At 68.2% G+C, this 13,823-nt stretch carries 15 protein-coding genes and 1 riboswitch; of the genes, 3 read left to right on the top strand and 12 right to left on the bottom strand.

Annotated elements, in window-relative coordinates; genetic code table 11:
• The first annotated feature begins 120 nt into the window (after positions 1 to 120).
• A complete protein-coding gene (gene glpD, locus ACP2AD_RS13205; RefSeq protein WP_425230507.1) occupies positions 121 to 1,611 on the top strand; it encodes a glycerol-3-phosphate dehydrogenase in 1,491 nt (496 codons plus the stop codon).
• Here glpD and ACP2AD_RS13210 read toward each other — a convergent pair.
• Complete coding sequence (locus tag ACP2AD_RS13210; RefSeq protein WP_425230508.1) at positions 1,605 to 3,140, bottom strand: aminoacyl--tRNA ligase-related protein; 1,536 nt, start codon at positions 3,138 to 3,140, stop codon at positions 1,605 to 1,607. The genes glpD and ACP2AD_RS13210 overlap by 7 nt on opposite strands.
• A 118-nt stretch (positions 3,141 to 3,258) precedes the next feature.
• Here ACP2AD_RS13210 and ACP2AD_RS13215 point away from each other — a divergent pair, with 118 nt between their 5' ends.
• Positions 3,259 to 4,158 carry a DMT family transporter gene (locus ACP2AD_RS13215; RefSeq protein WP_425230509.1) on the top strand — a complete coding sequence of 300 codons (900 nt, stop codon included), beginning with the start codon at positions 3,259 to 3,261 and terminating at the stop codon, positions 4,156 to 4,158.
• A 12-nt stretch (positions 4,159 to 4,170) separates the two neighbouring features.
• On the opposite strand, the gene ACP2AD_RS13220 is transcribed toward ACP2AD_RS13215, so the two are convergent.
• A complete protein-coding gene (locus tag ACP2AD_RS13220; protein WP_425230510.1) occupies positions 4,171 to 4,686 on the bottom strand; it encodes a CcdC protein domain-containing protein in 516 nt (171 codons plus the stop codon).
• Positions 4,687 to 4,798: 112 nt separating this feature from the next.
• Between ACP2AD_RS13220 and ACP2AD_RS13225 the strand changes: the two genes are divergently transcribed.
• A complete protein-coding gene (locus ACP2AD_RS13225) occupies positions 4,799 to 5,224 on the top strand; it encodes an organic hydroperoxide resistance protein (RefSeq protein ID WP_425230511.1) in 426 nt (141 codons plus the stop codon).
• A 27-nt stretch (positions 5,225 to 5,251) separates the two neighbouring features.
• Here the strand turns inward: ACP2AD_RS13225 and gcvPB are convergent, their stop codons facing one another.
• The 10 genes from gcvPB to ACP2AD_RS13275 form a co-directional block, all read right to left on the bottom strand.
• Positions 5,252 to 6,826: an aminomethyl-transferring glycine dehydrogenase subunit GcvPB gene (gcvPB, locus tag ACP2AD_RS13230; protein WP_425230512.1), complete on the bottom strand. Its 1,575-nt coding sequence runs from the start codon at positions 6,824 to 6,826 to the stop codon at positions 5,252 to 5,254.
• Complete coding sequence (gcvPA, locus tag ACP2AD_RS13235; protein ID WP_425230513.1) at positions 6,823 to 8,181, bottom strand: aminomethyl-transferring glycine dehydrogenase subunit GcvPA; 1,359 nt, start codon at positions 8,179 to 8,181, stop codon at positions 6,823 to 6,825. The genes gcvPB and gcvPA overlap by 4 nt, the downstream gene beginning before the upstream one ends.
• Positions 8,182 to 8,224: 43 nt before the next feature.
• Positions 8,225 to 8,596, bottom strand: coding sequence for a glycine cleavage system protein GcvH (gene gcvH / locus ACP2AD_RS13240; RefSeq protein WP_425230514.1), 372 nt, complete (start codon positions 8,594 to 8,596; stop codon positions 8,225 to 8,227).
• Positions 8,593 to 9,801 (bottom strand): glycine cleavage system aminomethyltransferase GcvT, encoded by a 1,209-nt coding sequence (gcvT, locus tag ACP2AD_RS13245; protein ID WP_425230515.1) that lies wholly within the window; start codon positions 9,799 to 9,801, stop codon positions 8,593 to 8,595. The genes gcvH and gcvT overlap by 4 nt, the downstream gene beginning before the upstream one ends.
• 150 nt (positions 9,802 to 9,951) lie before the next feature.
• A riboswitch (glycine riboswitch) is annotated at positions 9,952 to 10,050 on the bottom strand.
• A gap of 53 nt (positions 10,051 to 10,103) precedes the next feature.
• Positions 10,104 to 10,355 (bottom strand): ATP synthase F1 subunit epsilon, encoded by a 252-nt coding sequence (locus ACP2AD_RS13250; RefSeq protein WP_425230516.1) that lies wholly within the window; start codon positions 10,353 to 10,355, stop codon positions 10,104 to 10,106.
• Positions 10,356 to 10,458: 103 nt separating this feature from the next.
• Positions 10,459 to 10,725, bottom strand: coding sequence for a hypothetical protein (locus tag ACP2AD_RS13255; RefSeq protein WP_425230517.1), 267 nt, complete (start codon positions 10,723 to 10,725; stop codon positions 10,459 to 10,461).
• A 47-nt stretch (positions 10,726 to 10,772) separates the two neighbouring features.
• Positions 10,773 to 12,254, bottom strand: coding sequence for a F0F1 ATP synthase subunit beta (atpD, locus tag ACP2AD_RS13260; protein WP_425230518.1), 1,482 nt, complete (start codon positions 12,252 to 12,254; stop codon positions 10,773 to 10,775).
• A gap of 9 nt (positions 12,255 to 12,263) precedes the next feature.
• Entirely contained in the window at positions 12,264 to 12,521 is a 258-nt protein-coding gene (locus ACP2AD_RS13265; protein ID WP_425230519.1) for a DUF2442 domain-containing protein, read from the bottom strand.
• A 3-nt stretch (positions 12,522 to 12,524) separates the two neighbouring features.
• A complete protein-coding gene (locus tag ACP2AD_RS13270) occupies positions 12,525 to 12,740 on the bottom strand; it encodes a DUF4160 domain-containing protein (RefSeq protein WP_425230520.1) in 216 nt (71 codons plus the stop codon).
• 61 nt (positions 12,741 to 12,801) lie between these two features.
• Entirely contained in the window at positions 12,802 to 13,683 is an 882-nt protein-coding gene (locus ACP2AD_RS13275) for a F0F1 ATP synthase subunit gamma (RefSeq protein ID WP_425230521.1), read from the bottom strand.
• Positions 13,684 to 13,823 lie beyond the last annotated feature (140 nt).

A 13,823-nucleotide genomic window follows, 5' to 3' on the forward strand; every position in this document is an offset into this window, starting at 1 on the left:
GGACGCGACCGCCCGCCCGCCCGCCGCGCTGTCCTACAAAGCCGTTTGCTGTCATCGCGACAGACGAATCGGAACGCCGATTGCGATCGGTACGAAAACGGAAACGATCGGGGACGATTGGTGCACGCAAAGGGGACAACACGGACAACATCGGGCGTCGGCGACACCTGCTATGACCTCCTCGTCATCGGCGGCGGCATCAACGGCTGCGCGATCGCGCGCGAGGCGGCGCTGAACGGGCTGTCGGTGCTGCTGGTCGAGCGCGACGATCTGGCGAGCCACACCTCGTCCGCCTCGACCGGACTGATCCATGGCGGGCTGCGCTATCTGGAACAATACGACTTCCGCCTGGTCGCCGAAGCCCTGCGCGAACGCGAGCGGTTGATCCACGCCGCGCCGCACCTGATCCGGCCGATGCTGTTCGTCCTCCCGCACGAGAACGCCGTCCGTCCCTGGTGGATGGTGCGGGCGGGGCTGGTCCTCTATGATCTGCTCGGCGGGCGGATGTCGCTGCCGCGCTCGCGTGGTCTGCGCCGGAGCGACACGGCGTTCAGCGATCCGCTGAAGGGCGGCAACCGCGGCTTCGTCTATTCGGATGCGCAGGTCGACGACGCGCGGCTGACCCTCGCCAACGCACTCGACGCCGCTGCGAACGGGGCCGAGGTGGCGACCCGCACGGCGCTGGTCGCCGCCCGGCGTGACGTCGACCGCTGGCGGGCAACGCTGTCCGACGGGCGCGAGGTCACCGCCCGCGCACTGGTCAACGCCGCGGGTCCGTGGATCGGCGAGGCGCTGGGGCGGCTGGGCGTCAACACCCGCGCGCATGTCCGGCTGGTCAAGGGCAGCCACATCGTCGTGCCGCGGCTGTACGACGGCGACCACGCCTATATGTTGCAACAGCCCGATCGGCGGATCGTCTTCGCGATTCCATACAACGGCCTGACCGAGATCGGCACCACCGATGTCCCCGTCGAGCGCCCCGAGGAGGCGGTGATCGACAGTGAGGAAATCGCCTATCTCTGCGACGCCGTGAACCGCCATTTCGTGCACCAGATCGCCCCGGCCGACGTGGTCGCGACCTGGTCCGGCGTCCGCCCGCTCTATGACGACGGCGCCAGCGAGGCGCAGGTGGTCAGCCGCGACTATGTGCTCGAAATGGACGAGCACGGCCCGCCGCTGCTGAGCGTCTTCGGCGGCAAGATCACCACCGCGCGGCACTTGGCGGAGGAGGCGATGGGCAAGCTCGCGCCCGCGCTTGATGTGAAAGTTTCACAGTTCACGCGCGACCGGCCGTTCCCGGGCGGTGACATTGGCGACTTCGCCGCGTTCGTGGCCGAGGTCCGCCGCCGCTGGCCCTTCCTCGGTAACGACCGGTCCGCCCGCATGGCGCACGCCTATGGCTCGGCTATCACCGCAATGCTCGCCGACGTTGCCGACGAGGGAGCGCTGGGACGGGCGTTCGATGCCGGGCTGACCGAGGTCGAGCTACGCTGGATGCGCGACCACGAATGGGCCCGCTCGGCCGACGACGCGCTGATGCGGCGTTCCAAGCTCGGCCTCAGGATGACGGCGGCAGAACGCGCGGCCGTCCAGGCCTGGTTCGATCAATAGGCGCGCCCGACCAGCACGCGCTCGACCGCGGGAGCGCCGGTGAAGACGCAGGGCCCGTCGATCGCCCCCTGCGCAAGCGGCGCATTGCGGATGGTGAGCTTGAGCGCCTTGAGCCGCTCGACCACGGCGTCGAGCGCCGCGCCGGCCGGCCGCGCCCAGGCGACGTCGACCCAGCCGGGGTTGGCGCATGTGTCCGCAAAATGCGCCTCGACCGCCGCCAAGTCCGCCGCCGGAGCGATGCTGCCGCGCAGCCGTGCCGCCGCCTCGGCGAACAGCGCCGCCTGTACGCTCTCCAGCAGCCCCGAGGCTTCGGCAACAAAGGTTGCCCGCGCGACGATCGCACTGTCGAGCTTCCCGTCCGCGCGATACAAGCGGTCGCGCCGCACCACCGAAACGTTGCCGCCCGCCATGTCGCGCGGCCCGACCTCGACAACCAGCGGCGCGCCCTTCTTGACCCAGCCCCAGCGCTTCGCCGCCGCCTTGGCGGGCTTGAGGTCGAGCAGCGCCCGCAGCGGCTCGCCGAATGCGGCCAGCGTCGCCAGCTCCTGCTGCAGTGCCTTGCAATAGGCGACCAGCGCCTCGTCCTCCGGTCCGTCGCGCAGCATCGGCACGATCACCACCTGCCACGGCGCGATCCTTGGTGGCACGCGCAGGCCGTCGTCGTCGCCATGGACCATGATGACGCCGCCGATCATCCGCGTCGACACGCCCCAGCTTGTCGTGTTCGCCAGCTCCAGTTCGCCGCCCGCGTTCTGGAAGCGGATGTTCTGCGCCGACGCAAAGTTGGTGCCCAGAAAATGCGAGGTTCCCGCCTGGAGCGCCTTGCCGTCCTGCATCATCGCCTCGATGCTGTAGGTCGCGACCGCACCCGGGAAGCGCTCGTTCTCCGGCTTCTCGCCCGCCACCACGGGCAGCGCCAGGCAATCCTCCGCAAAGGCGCGGTACACTTCCAGCATCTTCAGCGTCTCGTCGCGCGCCTCTTGCACCGAGGCGTGGGCGGTATGCCCCTCCTGCCAGAGGAACTCCGACGTCCGCAGAAACATCCGCGTCCGCATCTCCCAGCGCACGACATTGGCCCATTGGTTGATAAGGACGGGCAGATCGCGCCACGACTGCACCCACCGTGCAAACGCCGCGCCGATCACCGTCTCCGAGGTCGGCCGTACGATCAGCGGCTCCTCCAGCTTCGCCGCCGGATCGGGGACCAGACCGCCCTTGCCGTCGCCGATCAGGCGATGGTGGGTGACCACCGCCATCTCCTTGGCGAAACCTTCGACATGCTCCGCCTCCTTCTCGAAATAGGAAAGCGGGATGAACAGCGGGAAATAGCAGTTCTCGTGGCCGGTCGCCTTGATCCGCTCGTCGAGCAGCCGCTGGATACGCTCCCAGATGCCATAGCCCCAGGGCCTGATGACCATGCAGCCGCGCACGCCGCTTTCTTCGGCGAGATCGGCCTCGGCGATCACGGCCTGATACCAGGCGGCGAAATCCTGGTCGCGGGTGACGGGCAGCGCGTGCTTGATGGTCATGGCCGGGCGGATAGCCGCATCCTCACGCCTGCGAAAGCCGGGATCCCGCCGCCTACGGCCGACCACAAAAGGCGGGTTTTCCGCTTTCGCGGGAGTGACGGGAGAGTAAGGCGGCGGGGTGCAGCAGGATCGCCTCCTCTCCGCCATCGTGCTGCGGCTGACCTCGGTCGCGCTGTTCAGCTGCATGAACCTGGGCATCAAACTGGCGGAGGCTGGCGGTGCGGTGCTGCCCGAAATACTGTTCGCGCGGCAGTTCGGGGCAAGCGTGCTGGTGGCGGCGGTGATCGCGCTCGGACCGGGATTCGCCAGCGTCCGGACGCGGCGGATGCCCGCGCACCTGCTGCGCGCCGCGGTTGGCCTGACCGCGATGGCGCTGACCTTTTCCGCGATCCTGATGCTGCCGCTGGCGGAGGCGACGACGATCAACTTCTCGATGCCGATCTTCGCGACGGTGCTCGGCGCGCTGATCCTTGGCGAGCCTACCGGATGGCGGCGCTGGACGGCGGTGGCGGTGGGATTCGCGGGCGTACTGGTCGTCGCCGGGCCCCACGGGGGCCACGTGCCGCTGGCGGGCGCCGCGCTCGGCATCGGTGCGGCGTTGTGCACGGCATTCATTTCCATCCTGCTCCGCCAGATCGGCCGCACCGAACGCGCCATGACGACCGTGTGGTGGTTCTCCGCGCTGGCGGCGCTGGCGCTGCTGCCCTTCTACATCCACGCCGCGCACGCGCATCCGCCGCGGGTCTGGGCGACGTTGGCGGCGGTCGGGCTGCTCGGCGGTGCGGCGCAGTTGTCGATGACCGAAAGCCTTTCGCGCGGGCCGGTGTCGGTCGTCGTGCCGATGGACTATACCGCGCTGATCTGGGCGACGGTGCTGGGCTGGCTGGCGTTCGGCACGTTGCCGGGGCCGGGCACCTGGGCGGGCGCGCCGCTGATCGTCGGCTCCGGGCTGTTCATCGTCTGGCGCGAGCATGTCCGCCGTCGCGCCGCGACGCGTGGGGCGCTCAGCCAGGAGTGACGCCGGTAGCGCCTAGGTTGGCCGCCCTTCCTGCAGCAGCCGCTTGCCGCGCAGGTACATTTCTGCGCGCGTCGCGGTGAACAGTCCTAGTGCCAGCGCCACCAGCATATCGGTCACCGCCAGCGCGTTGAGGTGGAGCATATTGTCCCCGGTCAGCATCGCGCGCGCGCCCATCCGCACCGCGACCAGCGCGATCAGGAACAGCATCGCGGCGGGCGAGCCAGTCTGGTTGAGCGAGTGCGTCGCCGGGTCGATCGTGATCCGCATCAGCCGCCCGCGCTGCCACCCCAACGCCGCGCCGAGCAGCAGCGCGCCCGCGCAGAACAGCCAGCCCAGCCCCGCCGGCGGCGTCTCGACGAACATGAACGCCGCGAACGCCGCATAGATAGCGGGCACAATCCACAACCGCTCCAGCTTGAGCGGCCGCACCCGGCTCATGCTCCGCCAGCGGACGCCAATGACGACCGCCATGACCAGGCCGGTGATCGCGTAGGTGATGAGCTGCTGATTGGGTGGCGGCTGGTGCATGGCGGTGCTCGGTTGACCTGTATTAGCGGGATCGCACACCGATCCTGGCGCGTAAACCCTGTCCGTCCGGCCGCAACCACCCTATCTGTCTCGCCGGCAAGGAGGATCGATCATGGCCGTGAACGTTATCTACAGGACCAGCGCCACCGCAACCGGCGGGCGCGACGGCAGCGCCCGCTCCGACGATGGCTCGGTCGACGTCAAGCTGGTCGTGCCCAAGGAGATGGGCGGCCCCGGCGGCGACGGCGCCAACCCGGAAAAGCTGTTCGCGGCGGGCTATGCCGCCTGCTTCCTGGGCGCAATGAAGGCGGTCAGCGGCAAGGTCGGCGTGCGCGTGCCCGCCGATGCGACAGTGATGGCGGCGGTCGGCTTCGGCCCGCGCGAAGAGGGCGGCTATGGCGTGACCGCCGACCTGACCGCGACGCTGCCGGGCGTCGACCAGGCCGACGCCGAGCGGCTGATGGCGGCGGCGCACGAGGTATGCCCCTATTCCAACGCGACGCGCGGCAATCTGGAGGTCGGGCTGACGGTCGGCTAGCGAACCCTCTCGCCCGAGGGGTGGAAGCTATTCCGCCGCTGCCTGAACAACGTCCGGAACCTTCCATACCAGTACCGGCTTCCGCGCCGCCAGTGTCTCGTCGAGCCGCCGACGCGGGGCGAAATGGGGCGCAGCCTTCAAGCTCGCGTCCCCTGCCCGCGCGCGCTCGGCAACGCTCCGCAGCGCAGCGATGAACTGATCGAGCGCTGCCTTCGACTCGGTCTCTGTCGGCTCGACCAGCATCGCGCCGTGAACAACGAGCGGGAAATACACCGTCATCGGGTGGAAGCCCTCATCGATCAGGCCCTTGGCAACGTCGAGCGTCGAGAAGCCCTCCGGAAACCCGTCGTCCGAGAACAGCGCCTCGTGCATGCACGGCCCGCTCGCAGCGAACGGCGCCTCGAGCACGTCCTCCAGGCTGCGCAGGACGTAGTTGGCGTTGAGCACCGCATCCTCGGCGACCTGCTTCAGCCCGTCGGCGCCGTGGCTCAGGATATAGGTCAGCGCGCGGGTGAACATCCCCATCTGACCATGAAAGGCGCACATGCGGCCGAAGCTCTGCGGATGGTCCTCGCCCGCGGTCTCCTCCTCGATCAGCGCGATGTGGCCGTCGGCCTGCCGCGCGGTGAAGGGCAGCGGGCCGAACGGGCTGAGCGCCTCCGACAGCACGACCGGCCCCGATCCCGGCCCGCCGCCACCATGCGGGGTCGAGAAGGTCTTGTGCAGGTTGATGTGCATCGCGTCGATGCCGAGGTCGCCGGGCCGCACCCGCCCGACGAGCGCGTTGAAGTTGGCGCCGTCGCAATAGACATAGCCGCCCGCCGCGTGGACGGCATCGCTGATCGCGCGCATGTCGCGCTCGAACAGGCCGCAGGTGTTGGGGTTGGTGATCATCACCCCCGCCACATCCGGCCCCAGCCGCGCGATCAGCGCGGCGGTGTCGACGCGCCCTGCCGCGGTCGCAGGGATGCCCTCGACCTGGAACCCCGCAAAGGCGGCGGTCGCCGGGTTGGTGCCGTGCGCGCTCTCGGGCACCAGGATGACGCGCCGGTCCTCGCCGCGCGCGGCCAGCGCCGCCTTGATGCACAGGATGCCGCACAGCTCGCCATGCGCGCCTGCCTTGGGGGTCATCGCGACGCCGTGCATCCCCGTCAGCCGGATCAGCCACACCGCCAGCTCGTTGATCACGCCCAGCGCGCCCTGCACCGTGTCGACCGGCTGGAGCGGGTGGACGTCGGCGAAGCCGGGCAGCCGCGCGACCTTCTCGTTCAGCCGCGGGTTGTGCTTCATCGTGCACGAGCCGAGCGGGAACAGCCCCAGGTCGATCGCGTAGTTCTGGCGGCTGAGGCGGGTATAATGCCGCACCGTCTCCGGCTCGCTGAGGCCGGGCAGCCCGATCGGCGCCTTGCGGGTCAGGCCGCCGAGCCGGTCGTGGCCGACATCGCCGGCGGCGAAGTCGACGCCGGTGGTGTGCGCATCGCCGATTTCGAAGATCAGCGGCTCCTCCAGCATCAGCGCGCGGTTGCCGGTGGTCGTCGCGGGAGCGTCGCTCACCTCGGTCGGGCGCTCGGGGCGCCAGCCGCTCTGGTTGATCGCGCTCATGCCAACACCTCCGCAAGCGCCGTGGCCAACGCCTCGACGTCCTCGTCCGCCGTCGTCTCTGTTACTGCCACGACCAGCCCATTCGCCAGACTCGTCTCGCCCGCATACAACCGCCCAAGCGACACCCCCGCCAGCACATCGCGCTCCGCGAGCGTGCGCACCACCGGTCGCGCCTCCCGACCCAGATCGAGCGTGAACTCGTTGAAGAAGACATCGTTGACCAACCGGACACCGGGCACCTGCGCCAGCCGGTCCGCCGCGCGGACCGCGCCGGCATGGTTCAGTCCCGCCAGCCGCCGCAGCCCCGCCTCGCCCAGCAGCGTCATGTGGATCGAGAACGCCAGCGCGCACAGACCGCTGTTGGTGCAGATGTTGCTGGTCGCCTTCTCGCGCCGGATGTGCTGCTCGCGGGTCGACAGCGTCAGGACGAAGCCGCGTCGGCCGTCGGCGTCGACGGTCTCGCCGCACAGCCTTCCGGGCATTTGGCGGACGTACTTCTCCTTGCACCCGAACAGCCCCACATAAGGGCCTCCGAACTGCAGCCCGACGCCGATCGACTGCCCCTCGCCGACGACGATGTCGGCGTCCATCTCGCCCGGGCTGACCAGCGCGCCCATCGCCACCGGCTCGGTGACGACCGCGATCAGCAGCGCCTTCTTCGCGTGGCACGCGTCGGCTAACGGCTTCAGGTCCGCGATGCGGCCGAGGATGTCGGGATACTGGACGACGACACAGCTGGTGTCGTTGTCGATGCCCGCGATCAGCCGGTCGACGTCGGTTTCCGCCGTCAGCGCCGGCACGGCGGTGTCGAGCACGTCGCCGGTATATTTCGCCATCGTCTTCGCGACCTGGACGTAGTGCGGGTGTAACCCGCCCGACAGGATCGCCTTGCCGCGCCGGGTGATCCGCCGCGCCATCCCGATCGCCTCCCAGCAGGCGGTCGAGCCGTCGTACATGCTGGCGTTGGCGACATCGGTTCCGAGCAGGCGCGCGACCTGGGTCTGGAACTCGAACAGCATCTGCAGCGTGCCCTGCGCGATCTCGGGCTGGTAGGGCGTGTAGGCCGTCAGAAACTCGCCGCGCTGGATCAGGTGATCGACGCTGGCGGGCACGTGATGCCGGTACGCGCCGCAGCCGAGGAAGAACGGCACCTCCCCCGCGACAGTGTTCCTGCGGGCCAGCGCGGTCATGTGCCGCTCGACCGCGAGCTCGGTCGCGTGGCCAGGCAGCCCCTCGATCGGCCCGTGCAGCCGCGCCGCCTCGGGCACGTCGACGAACAGCTCGTCGATCGAGTGGGCGCCGATCGTGGCGAGCATCGCTTCGCGATCGTGGCCGCTTAGGGGCAGGTAGCGCATTCGTTTCTCCTCCCCTCCCCTTCAGGGGAGGGGCTTGCCTGAATTACAACTTCGCGACGAACGCCGCGTAGGCGCTCTCGTCCATCAGCGCCTCCAGCTCGACCGGGTCGCTCAGGGTGATCCGGAAGAACCAGCCGTCGCCTTCCGGGTCGCTGTTGACCAGCTCGGGCGTGTCGGTGAGCGCCGCGTTGCCCTCCAGCACCGTGCCGCTTGCGGGCGCATAGACGTCAGAAGCGGCCTTGACCGATTCCACGGTTGCCGCCTCGTCGCCTTTGCCCAGCTCGCGGCCCTCGGCAGGCACGTCGACGAACACCACGTCGCCAAGCTGGCCTTGGGCGTAATCGGTGATGCCGACCGTGCCGACCTCGCCGTCGACCTCGATCCATTCATGCTCTTCGGTGAAGTAACGGCTCATGCTGTGCCTCCTGCACGGACGTAGCGGTGGGGAACGAAGGGCATGGCGGCCACGGTCGCCTGGTGGACTTTGCCGCGTTGCGTGAGCGTGATGCGCGTGCCGGGTTCGGCCATCGCCAGCGGCACGTATGCCATGGCGATTGCCCGGCCGAGCGTGGGCGCGTGGCCGCCGCTCGTCACCCGGCCGACCTCAGAGCCTTCGGCATCGACCACCGCCGCGCCCTCGCGCACCGGCTGGCGGCCGTCGACGATCAACCCGACGCGCCTGGCGACCGGCCCCTGCTCGCGCTCGGCGAGGATGCGCGCAGCGCCCGGGAAGTTCGCCTCCTCGCGCCGCCGCTTGCTGCCGAGCGCAAAGCCGAGCGCGGCCATGACCGGGGTCGTCTCGGGGCTCAGATCATGGCCATAGAGCGGCAGGTCCGCCTCCAGCCTGAGCGAATCGCGCGCGCCCAGCCCGATCGGCTTCACCTCCGGCTCGGCGCAGAGCAGGCCGGCGACCGCCTCCGCTGCCGTCGCGGGGATCGAAATCTCGAACCCGTCCTCGCCGGTATAACCCGACCGGCTGATATAGGCGTCCACCCCCGCAAGGTCGAACCGGCCCCCGCGCATGAATACCAGCGCGTCGAGCGGCCACTCGCCGGTGACATGCCGCTTCAGCACCTCGAACGCCTTCGGACCCTGCAGCGCCAGCAGCGCGCGGTCGTCGAGATGGTTGATCGTCACCGCGTCGGGAAGGTGCTCGCGCAGATGCGCGATGTCGTCCCACTTGGTCGCGCCGTTGACGACGACATACAGTCCACCCGGCCAGCGGCTGACCATCAGATCGTCGAGAATGCCGCCACTCTCGTCGAGGAGCAGCGAATAGCGTTGCTGGCCGAGCGCGAGGCTCCTCACGTCGGCCGGGATCAGCGCCTCGATCGCTCCATCCACGTCGGTATCAGCCCCGTCGCCGGACAGCATGAGCTGGCCCATATGGCTGACGTCGAACAGTCCGGCCTGCGCGCGCACCCACAGATGCTCGGCCGTGATGCCTTCATACTGTACCGGCATATGGTAGCCCGCGAACGGCACCATCCGCCCGCCCCGCGCCCGGTGCCAGGCGTCGAGCGGCAGCGTCTGGATCGCCAGCTCGCCGTCAGGCGCATCCTCCACAGCAAGCGTCGCTTGAGCGCCGGTACTCGGGTCGGTGACTTGCAGGTCGCTCACGGCCACACTCCACAAAGGGGGCCGCGGCGGTGCGAACCGCTGCGACCGAACCCCCTCTGTCTTTCGAACCTGAGAGCTTTGATCCCGGGTTGCGCCGGGACTTACCCCTTCGGTGGCCCGCACGGATGCGAGCGCTTTCCAGAGTGTCGGCGACCCTGCGCGGTCCCTGATGCCTGAGAGATTCCGGGGCGGTTGCTCCTTCGGCGGCATCGGGCCTCAAAGGCCGTCGCACTCTCCCGCGCAGCGTCCATGCCGGTTGCCCGCCATCGACCGCCTGCCTGTGACGGGCGGCCGAACGCGAGTCAATCGACCTGTTCTGCCAACACCGTCAGCCCGCGATCCGACACCTCGGCAAAGCCACCGCGCACCGCCACCGTCTCGGGCGTCGCGCCCTGGCTGCGCACGATCGACAATGCCCCGTCACGCACCGTCGACATCAGCGGCGCATGGCCCTCCAGCACCCCGAAGTCGCCCTCGGCACCGGGCACGGTGACCATGTAGACATCCTCGGAGCGAACCAGGCGCTCGGGAGTGACGAGTTCAAAGTGGAGCATCAGCGTGTGGCTCTCAGCAAGATAAACAGAACACAACCATAGATATAGACCGCCGCCAGCATGCGAGCGGCAAGCCACTCGAATCGAGCTTGGGAAGGATCAATCACAGCTTTACAGCGACAACAACGCCAACCGATGCGAAGATTACACCGTCCAGCCAGATGAAGAGCTGATTCTTGGCGCTTTCAAGTTTCCCCCCTATGCGAGCTTCCATAGCGGTCATCTGCTCTTCCAGCACCCTGACATCTGCCTTCGTCGCGGTCCCTTCCGTTACGGAACGGCCGATCGCGGCTGGGATCGCCTCCGCCTGCAAGGGCGGCAGCTTGGTCTCCTTGAGGTCGCGGGCAATCGCGAGAGTATCGACGTGCATGGTTCCGATCTACCCGATCGGCGCACCCAAGTCGATCAAGCCCGCCATCAAGCCTCCTGCGCCATCTTCTCAGCCTTGGCGACCGCCTCATCGATACCGCCGACCATGTAGAAGGCGGCCTCGGGCAGGTGATCATACTCGCCCGCCACCACCGCCTTGAACGAGCGGACCGTGTCCTCCAGCTGGACGAACTTGCCCGAAATGCCGGTGAAGACCTCGGCGACGTGGAAGGGCTGGCTCAGGAAGCGCTGGATCTTGCGCGCGCGGCTGACGGTCAGCTTGTCCTCTTCGGACAGCTCGTCCATCCCGAGGATGGCGATGATGTCCTGGAGCGACTTGTAACGCTGCAGCGTCGACTGCACCGCGCGGGCCGTGTCGTAATGCTCCTGGCCCACCGTGCGCGGTTCCAGCACGCGGCTGGTCGAGTCGAGCGGATCGACCGCCGGGTAGATGCCCAGCTCAGAGATCGCGCGGCTCAGCGTCGTCGTCGCGTCGAGATGGGCGAACGAGGTCGCGGGCGCCGGGTCGGTCAGATCGTCGGCGGGGACGTAGATCGCCTGCACCGAGGTAATCGAGCCCTTGTTGGTCGAGGTGATCCGCTCCTGCAGCTGGCCCATGTCGGTCGACAGCGTCGGCTGATAGCCCACCGCCGACGGGATGCGGCCGAGCAGCGCCGACACCTCGGCGCCCGCCTGGGTGAAGCGGAAGATGTTGTCGACGAAGAACAGCACGTCCTGTCCTTCCTGGTCGCGGAAATATTCGGCGATGGTCAGGCCGGACAACGCGACGCGCGCGCGCGCGCCCGGCGGCTCGTTCATCTGGCCGAACACCAGCGCCACCTTCGATCCCTCGGGCGTCGCGTTGCCCTCGGCGTCCTTCGCGATGACGCCGGCGTCGAGGAACTCGTGGTACAGATCGTTGCCCTCGCGCGTGCGCTCGCCGACGCCGGCGAACACGCTGACGCCGCCATGGCCCTTCGCAATGTTGTTGATGAGTTCCTGGATCAGCACCGTCTTGCCGACGCCCGCGCCGCCGAACAGCCCGATCTTGCCGCCGCGAGCATAGGGGGCGAGCAGGTCGATCACTTTGATGCCGGTGACCAGGATCGCGCTCTCTGTCGACTGGTCGACGAACAGGGGTGCTGCGGCGTGGATCGGGTTGCGCTGCGCCGCATTGACGGGCCCGCGCTCGTCGATCGGCTCGCCGACGACGTTGAGGATGCGGCCCAGCGTCATCGGCCCGACCGGCACCGTGATCTGCGCGCCGGTGTCACGCACCAGCTGCCCGCGCGTGAGCCCCTCCGAGGAGTCCATCGCGATCGTGCGGACGGTGTTCTCGCCCAGATGCTGCGCAACCTCCAGCACCAGCTTGTTGCCGTTGTTGTCGGTCTCCAGTGCCGACAGGATCGCCGGCAGGTTCTGGTCGAAATGCACGTCCACCACCGCGCCGATCACCTGCGCGATGCGGCCCGTGTTGTTCGTGCGGCCCGTATCTTGCGTCGGGCGGATGTCTTCAGCGGCGGTTGCCATGTCGGTTCCTTAGTTCAAAATCCATTCGCCGTTGCGGGCGATCTCATAGTGCATCGCGTCCGGTGCGAGATCCGGCATCTCATCGGGCCAGCTCACCGTGCCGTTCGCAATGCCAACCTGCGCAAAGTACGAAGGGTCGCGCAGGCGCTCGAATACGCCACGCAGCCGCTTGAACTTCACCCGGCCAGCAACGCCGTCGCGGTGCTCGACCCAGAGGGTCAGCGGCCCGACAACTTCGACCTTCACGACACTCCACGGCGACGGCACGATCTACTCCAACGGCGCAATCAGGTTCAGCGAAGCCTCACTCCGCGCCAGCTCCCAGTTGGCAAGTAGCTCGTCACGATGCAACTCCGCCCAGTCAAGCACCAAGCCGAGCGCACGCCGCTTCAAGATTCCTTTCACCATCACCTCAAGCGTTCGGATGTCGATGATGGTGTCATCGTCCTCCTGTCCGACATACGCCGCGTGAAAATGCGGCGGCATGATCGTTCCAGAACATCATGATCTTGATGTTGAAGAAAAGCGAAACGGTAGGCACGATCGCTCAGAGCGCCTCCGCACCCGAGATGATCTCCACCAGCTCGGTCGTGATCGCGGCCTGGCGGGTGCGGTTGTATTGGATGGACAGGCGCTTGATCATGTCACCGGCGTTGCGGGTGGCGTTGTCCATCGCGTTCATCTGCGCGCCGAAGAAGCTTGCCTGATTCTCCTGCATCGCGCGGAAGATCTGGATCGCGACATTGCGGGGCAGCAGGTCGGCAAGGATCGACTCCTCGTCCGGCTCATACTCCACGGCCGCGTCGGTGCCCGCCGTCGCGGCGCCCGTGGTGGCCGGCGCGACCGGGATGATCTGCTGCTCGGTCGGCTCCTGCACCAGCGCGGAGACGAACCGGCCGTAGAACAGGTGCGCGACGTCGAACTCGCCCGCTTCGTAACGCGCGGTCAGGTCTTCGGCGATGACGCGGGCGTCGGCGAAGCCGGGGGTCTTGATGTGCGACTGGTCGGCGTCGTGCAGGATCGCCGACGCCGGATAGAAGCGGCGCAGCACGCGGCCCTTCTTGCCCGCCAGATAGAAGCGCACGGTCTTGCCCTGCGCTTCCAGCGCCTCGGCACGCCGACGCGCGGCGCGGACGATGTTGGTGTTGAACGCGCCGGCGAGACCGCGCTCGGAGGTGGCGACGACGAGCAGGTGGACCTGGCCCCTCCCCGTCCCGGCCAGCAGCTTCGGCGAGGACTCGCTCACCGTCACCTTGGACGCGAGCGACGACACCACGCCCTCCAGCCGGGTGGCATAGGCGCGCCCGGCCTGCGCCGCGTCCTGCGCCCGGCGCAGCTTGGCGGCGGCGACCATCTTCATCGCCTTGGTGATCTTCTGCGTCGACTTCACCGAGCCGATGCGGATCTTCAGTGCCTTGAGGCTAGCCATCGTTCACCAATCAATCGCTGAGCCCAAGTGCCGACATTTGCTCGCGCATCAGCGACGTCATCTGGCTGACCTCTTGATACGTCGCACCTATCCGCACTGGAAACTCCCATTCCGCGCAGCCAACCTGCGAACACAATTCC

Source organism: Sphingomonas sp. (assembly GCF_965248875.1).
GTDB lineage: Bacteria > Pseudomonadota > Alphaproteobacteria > Sphingomonadales > Sphingomonadaceae > Sphingomonas.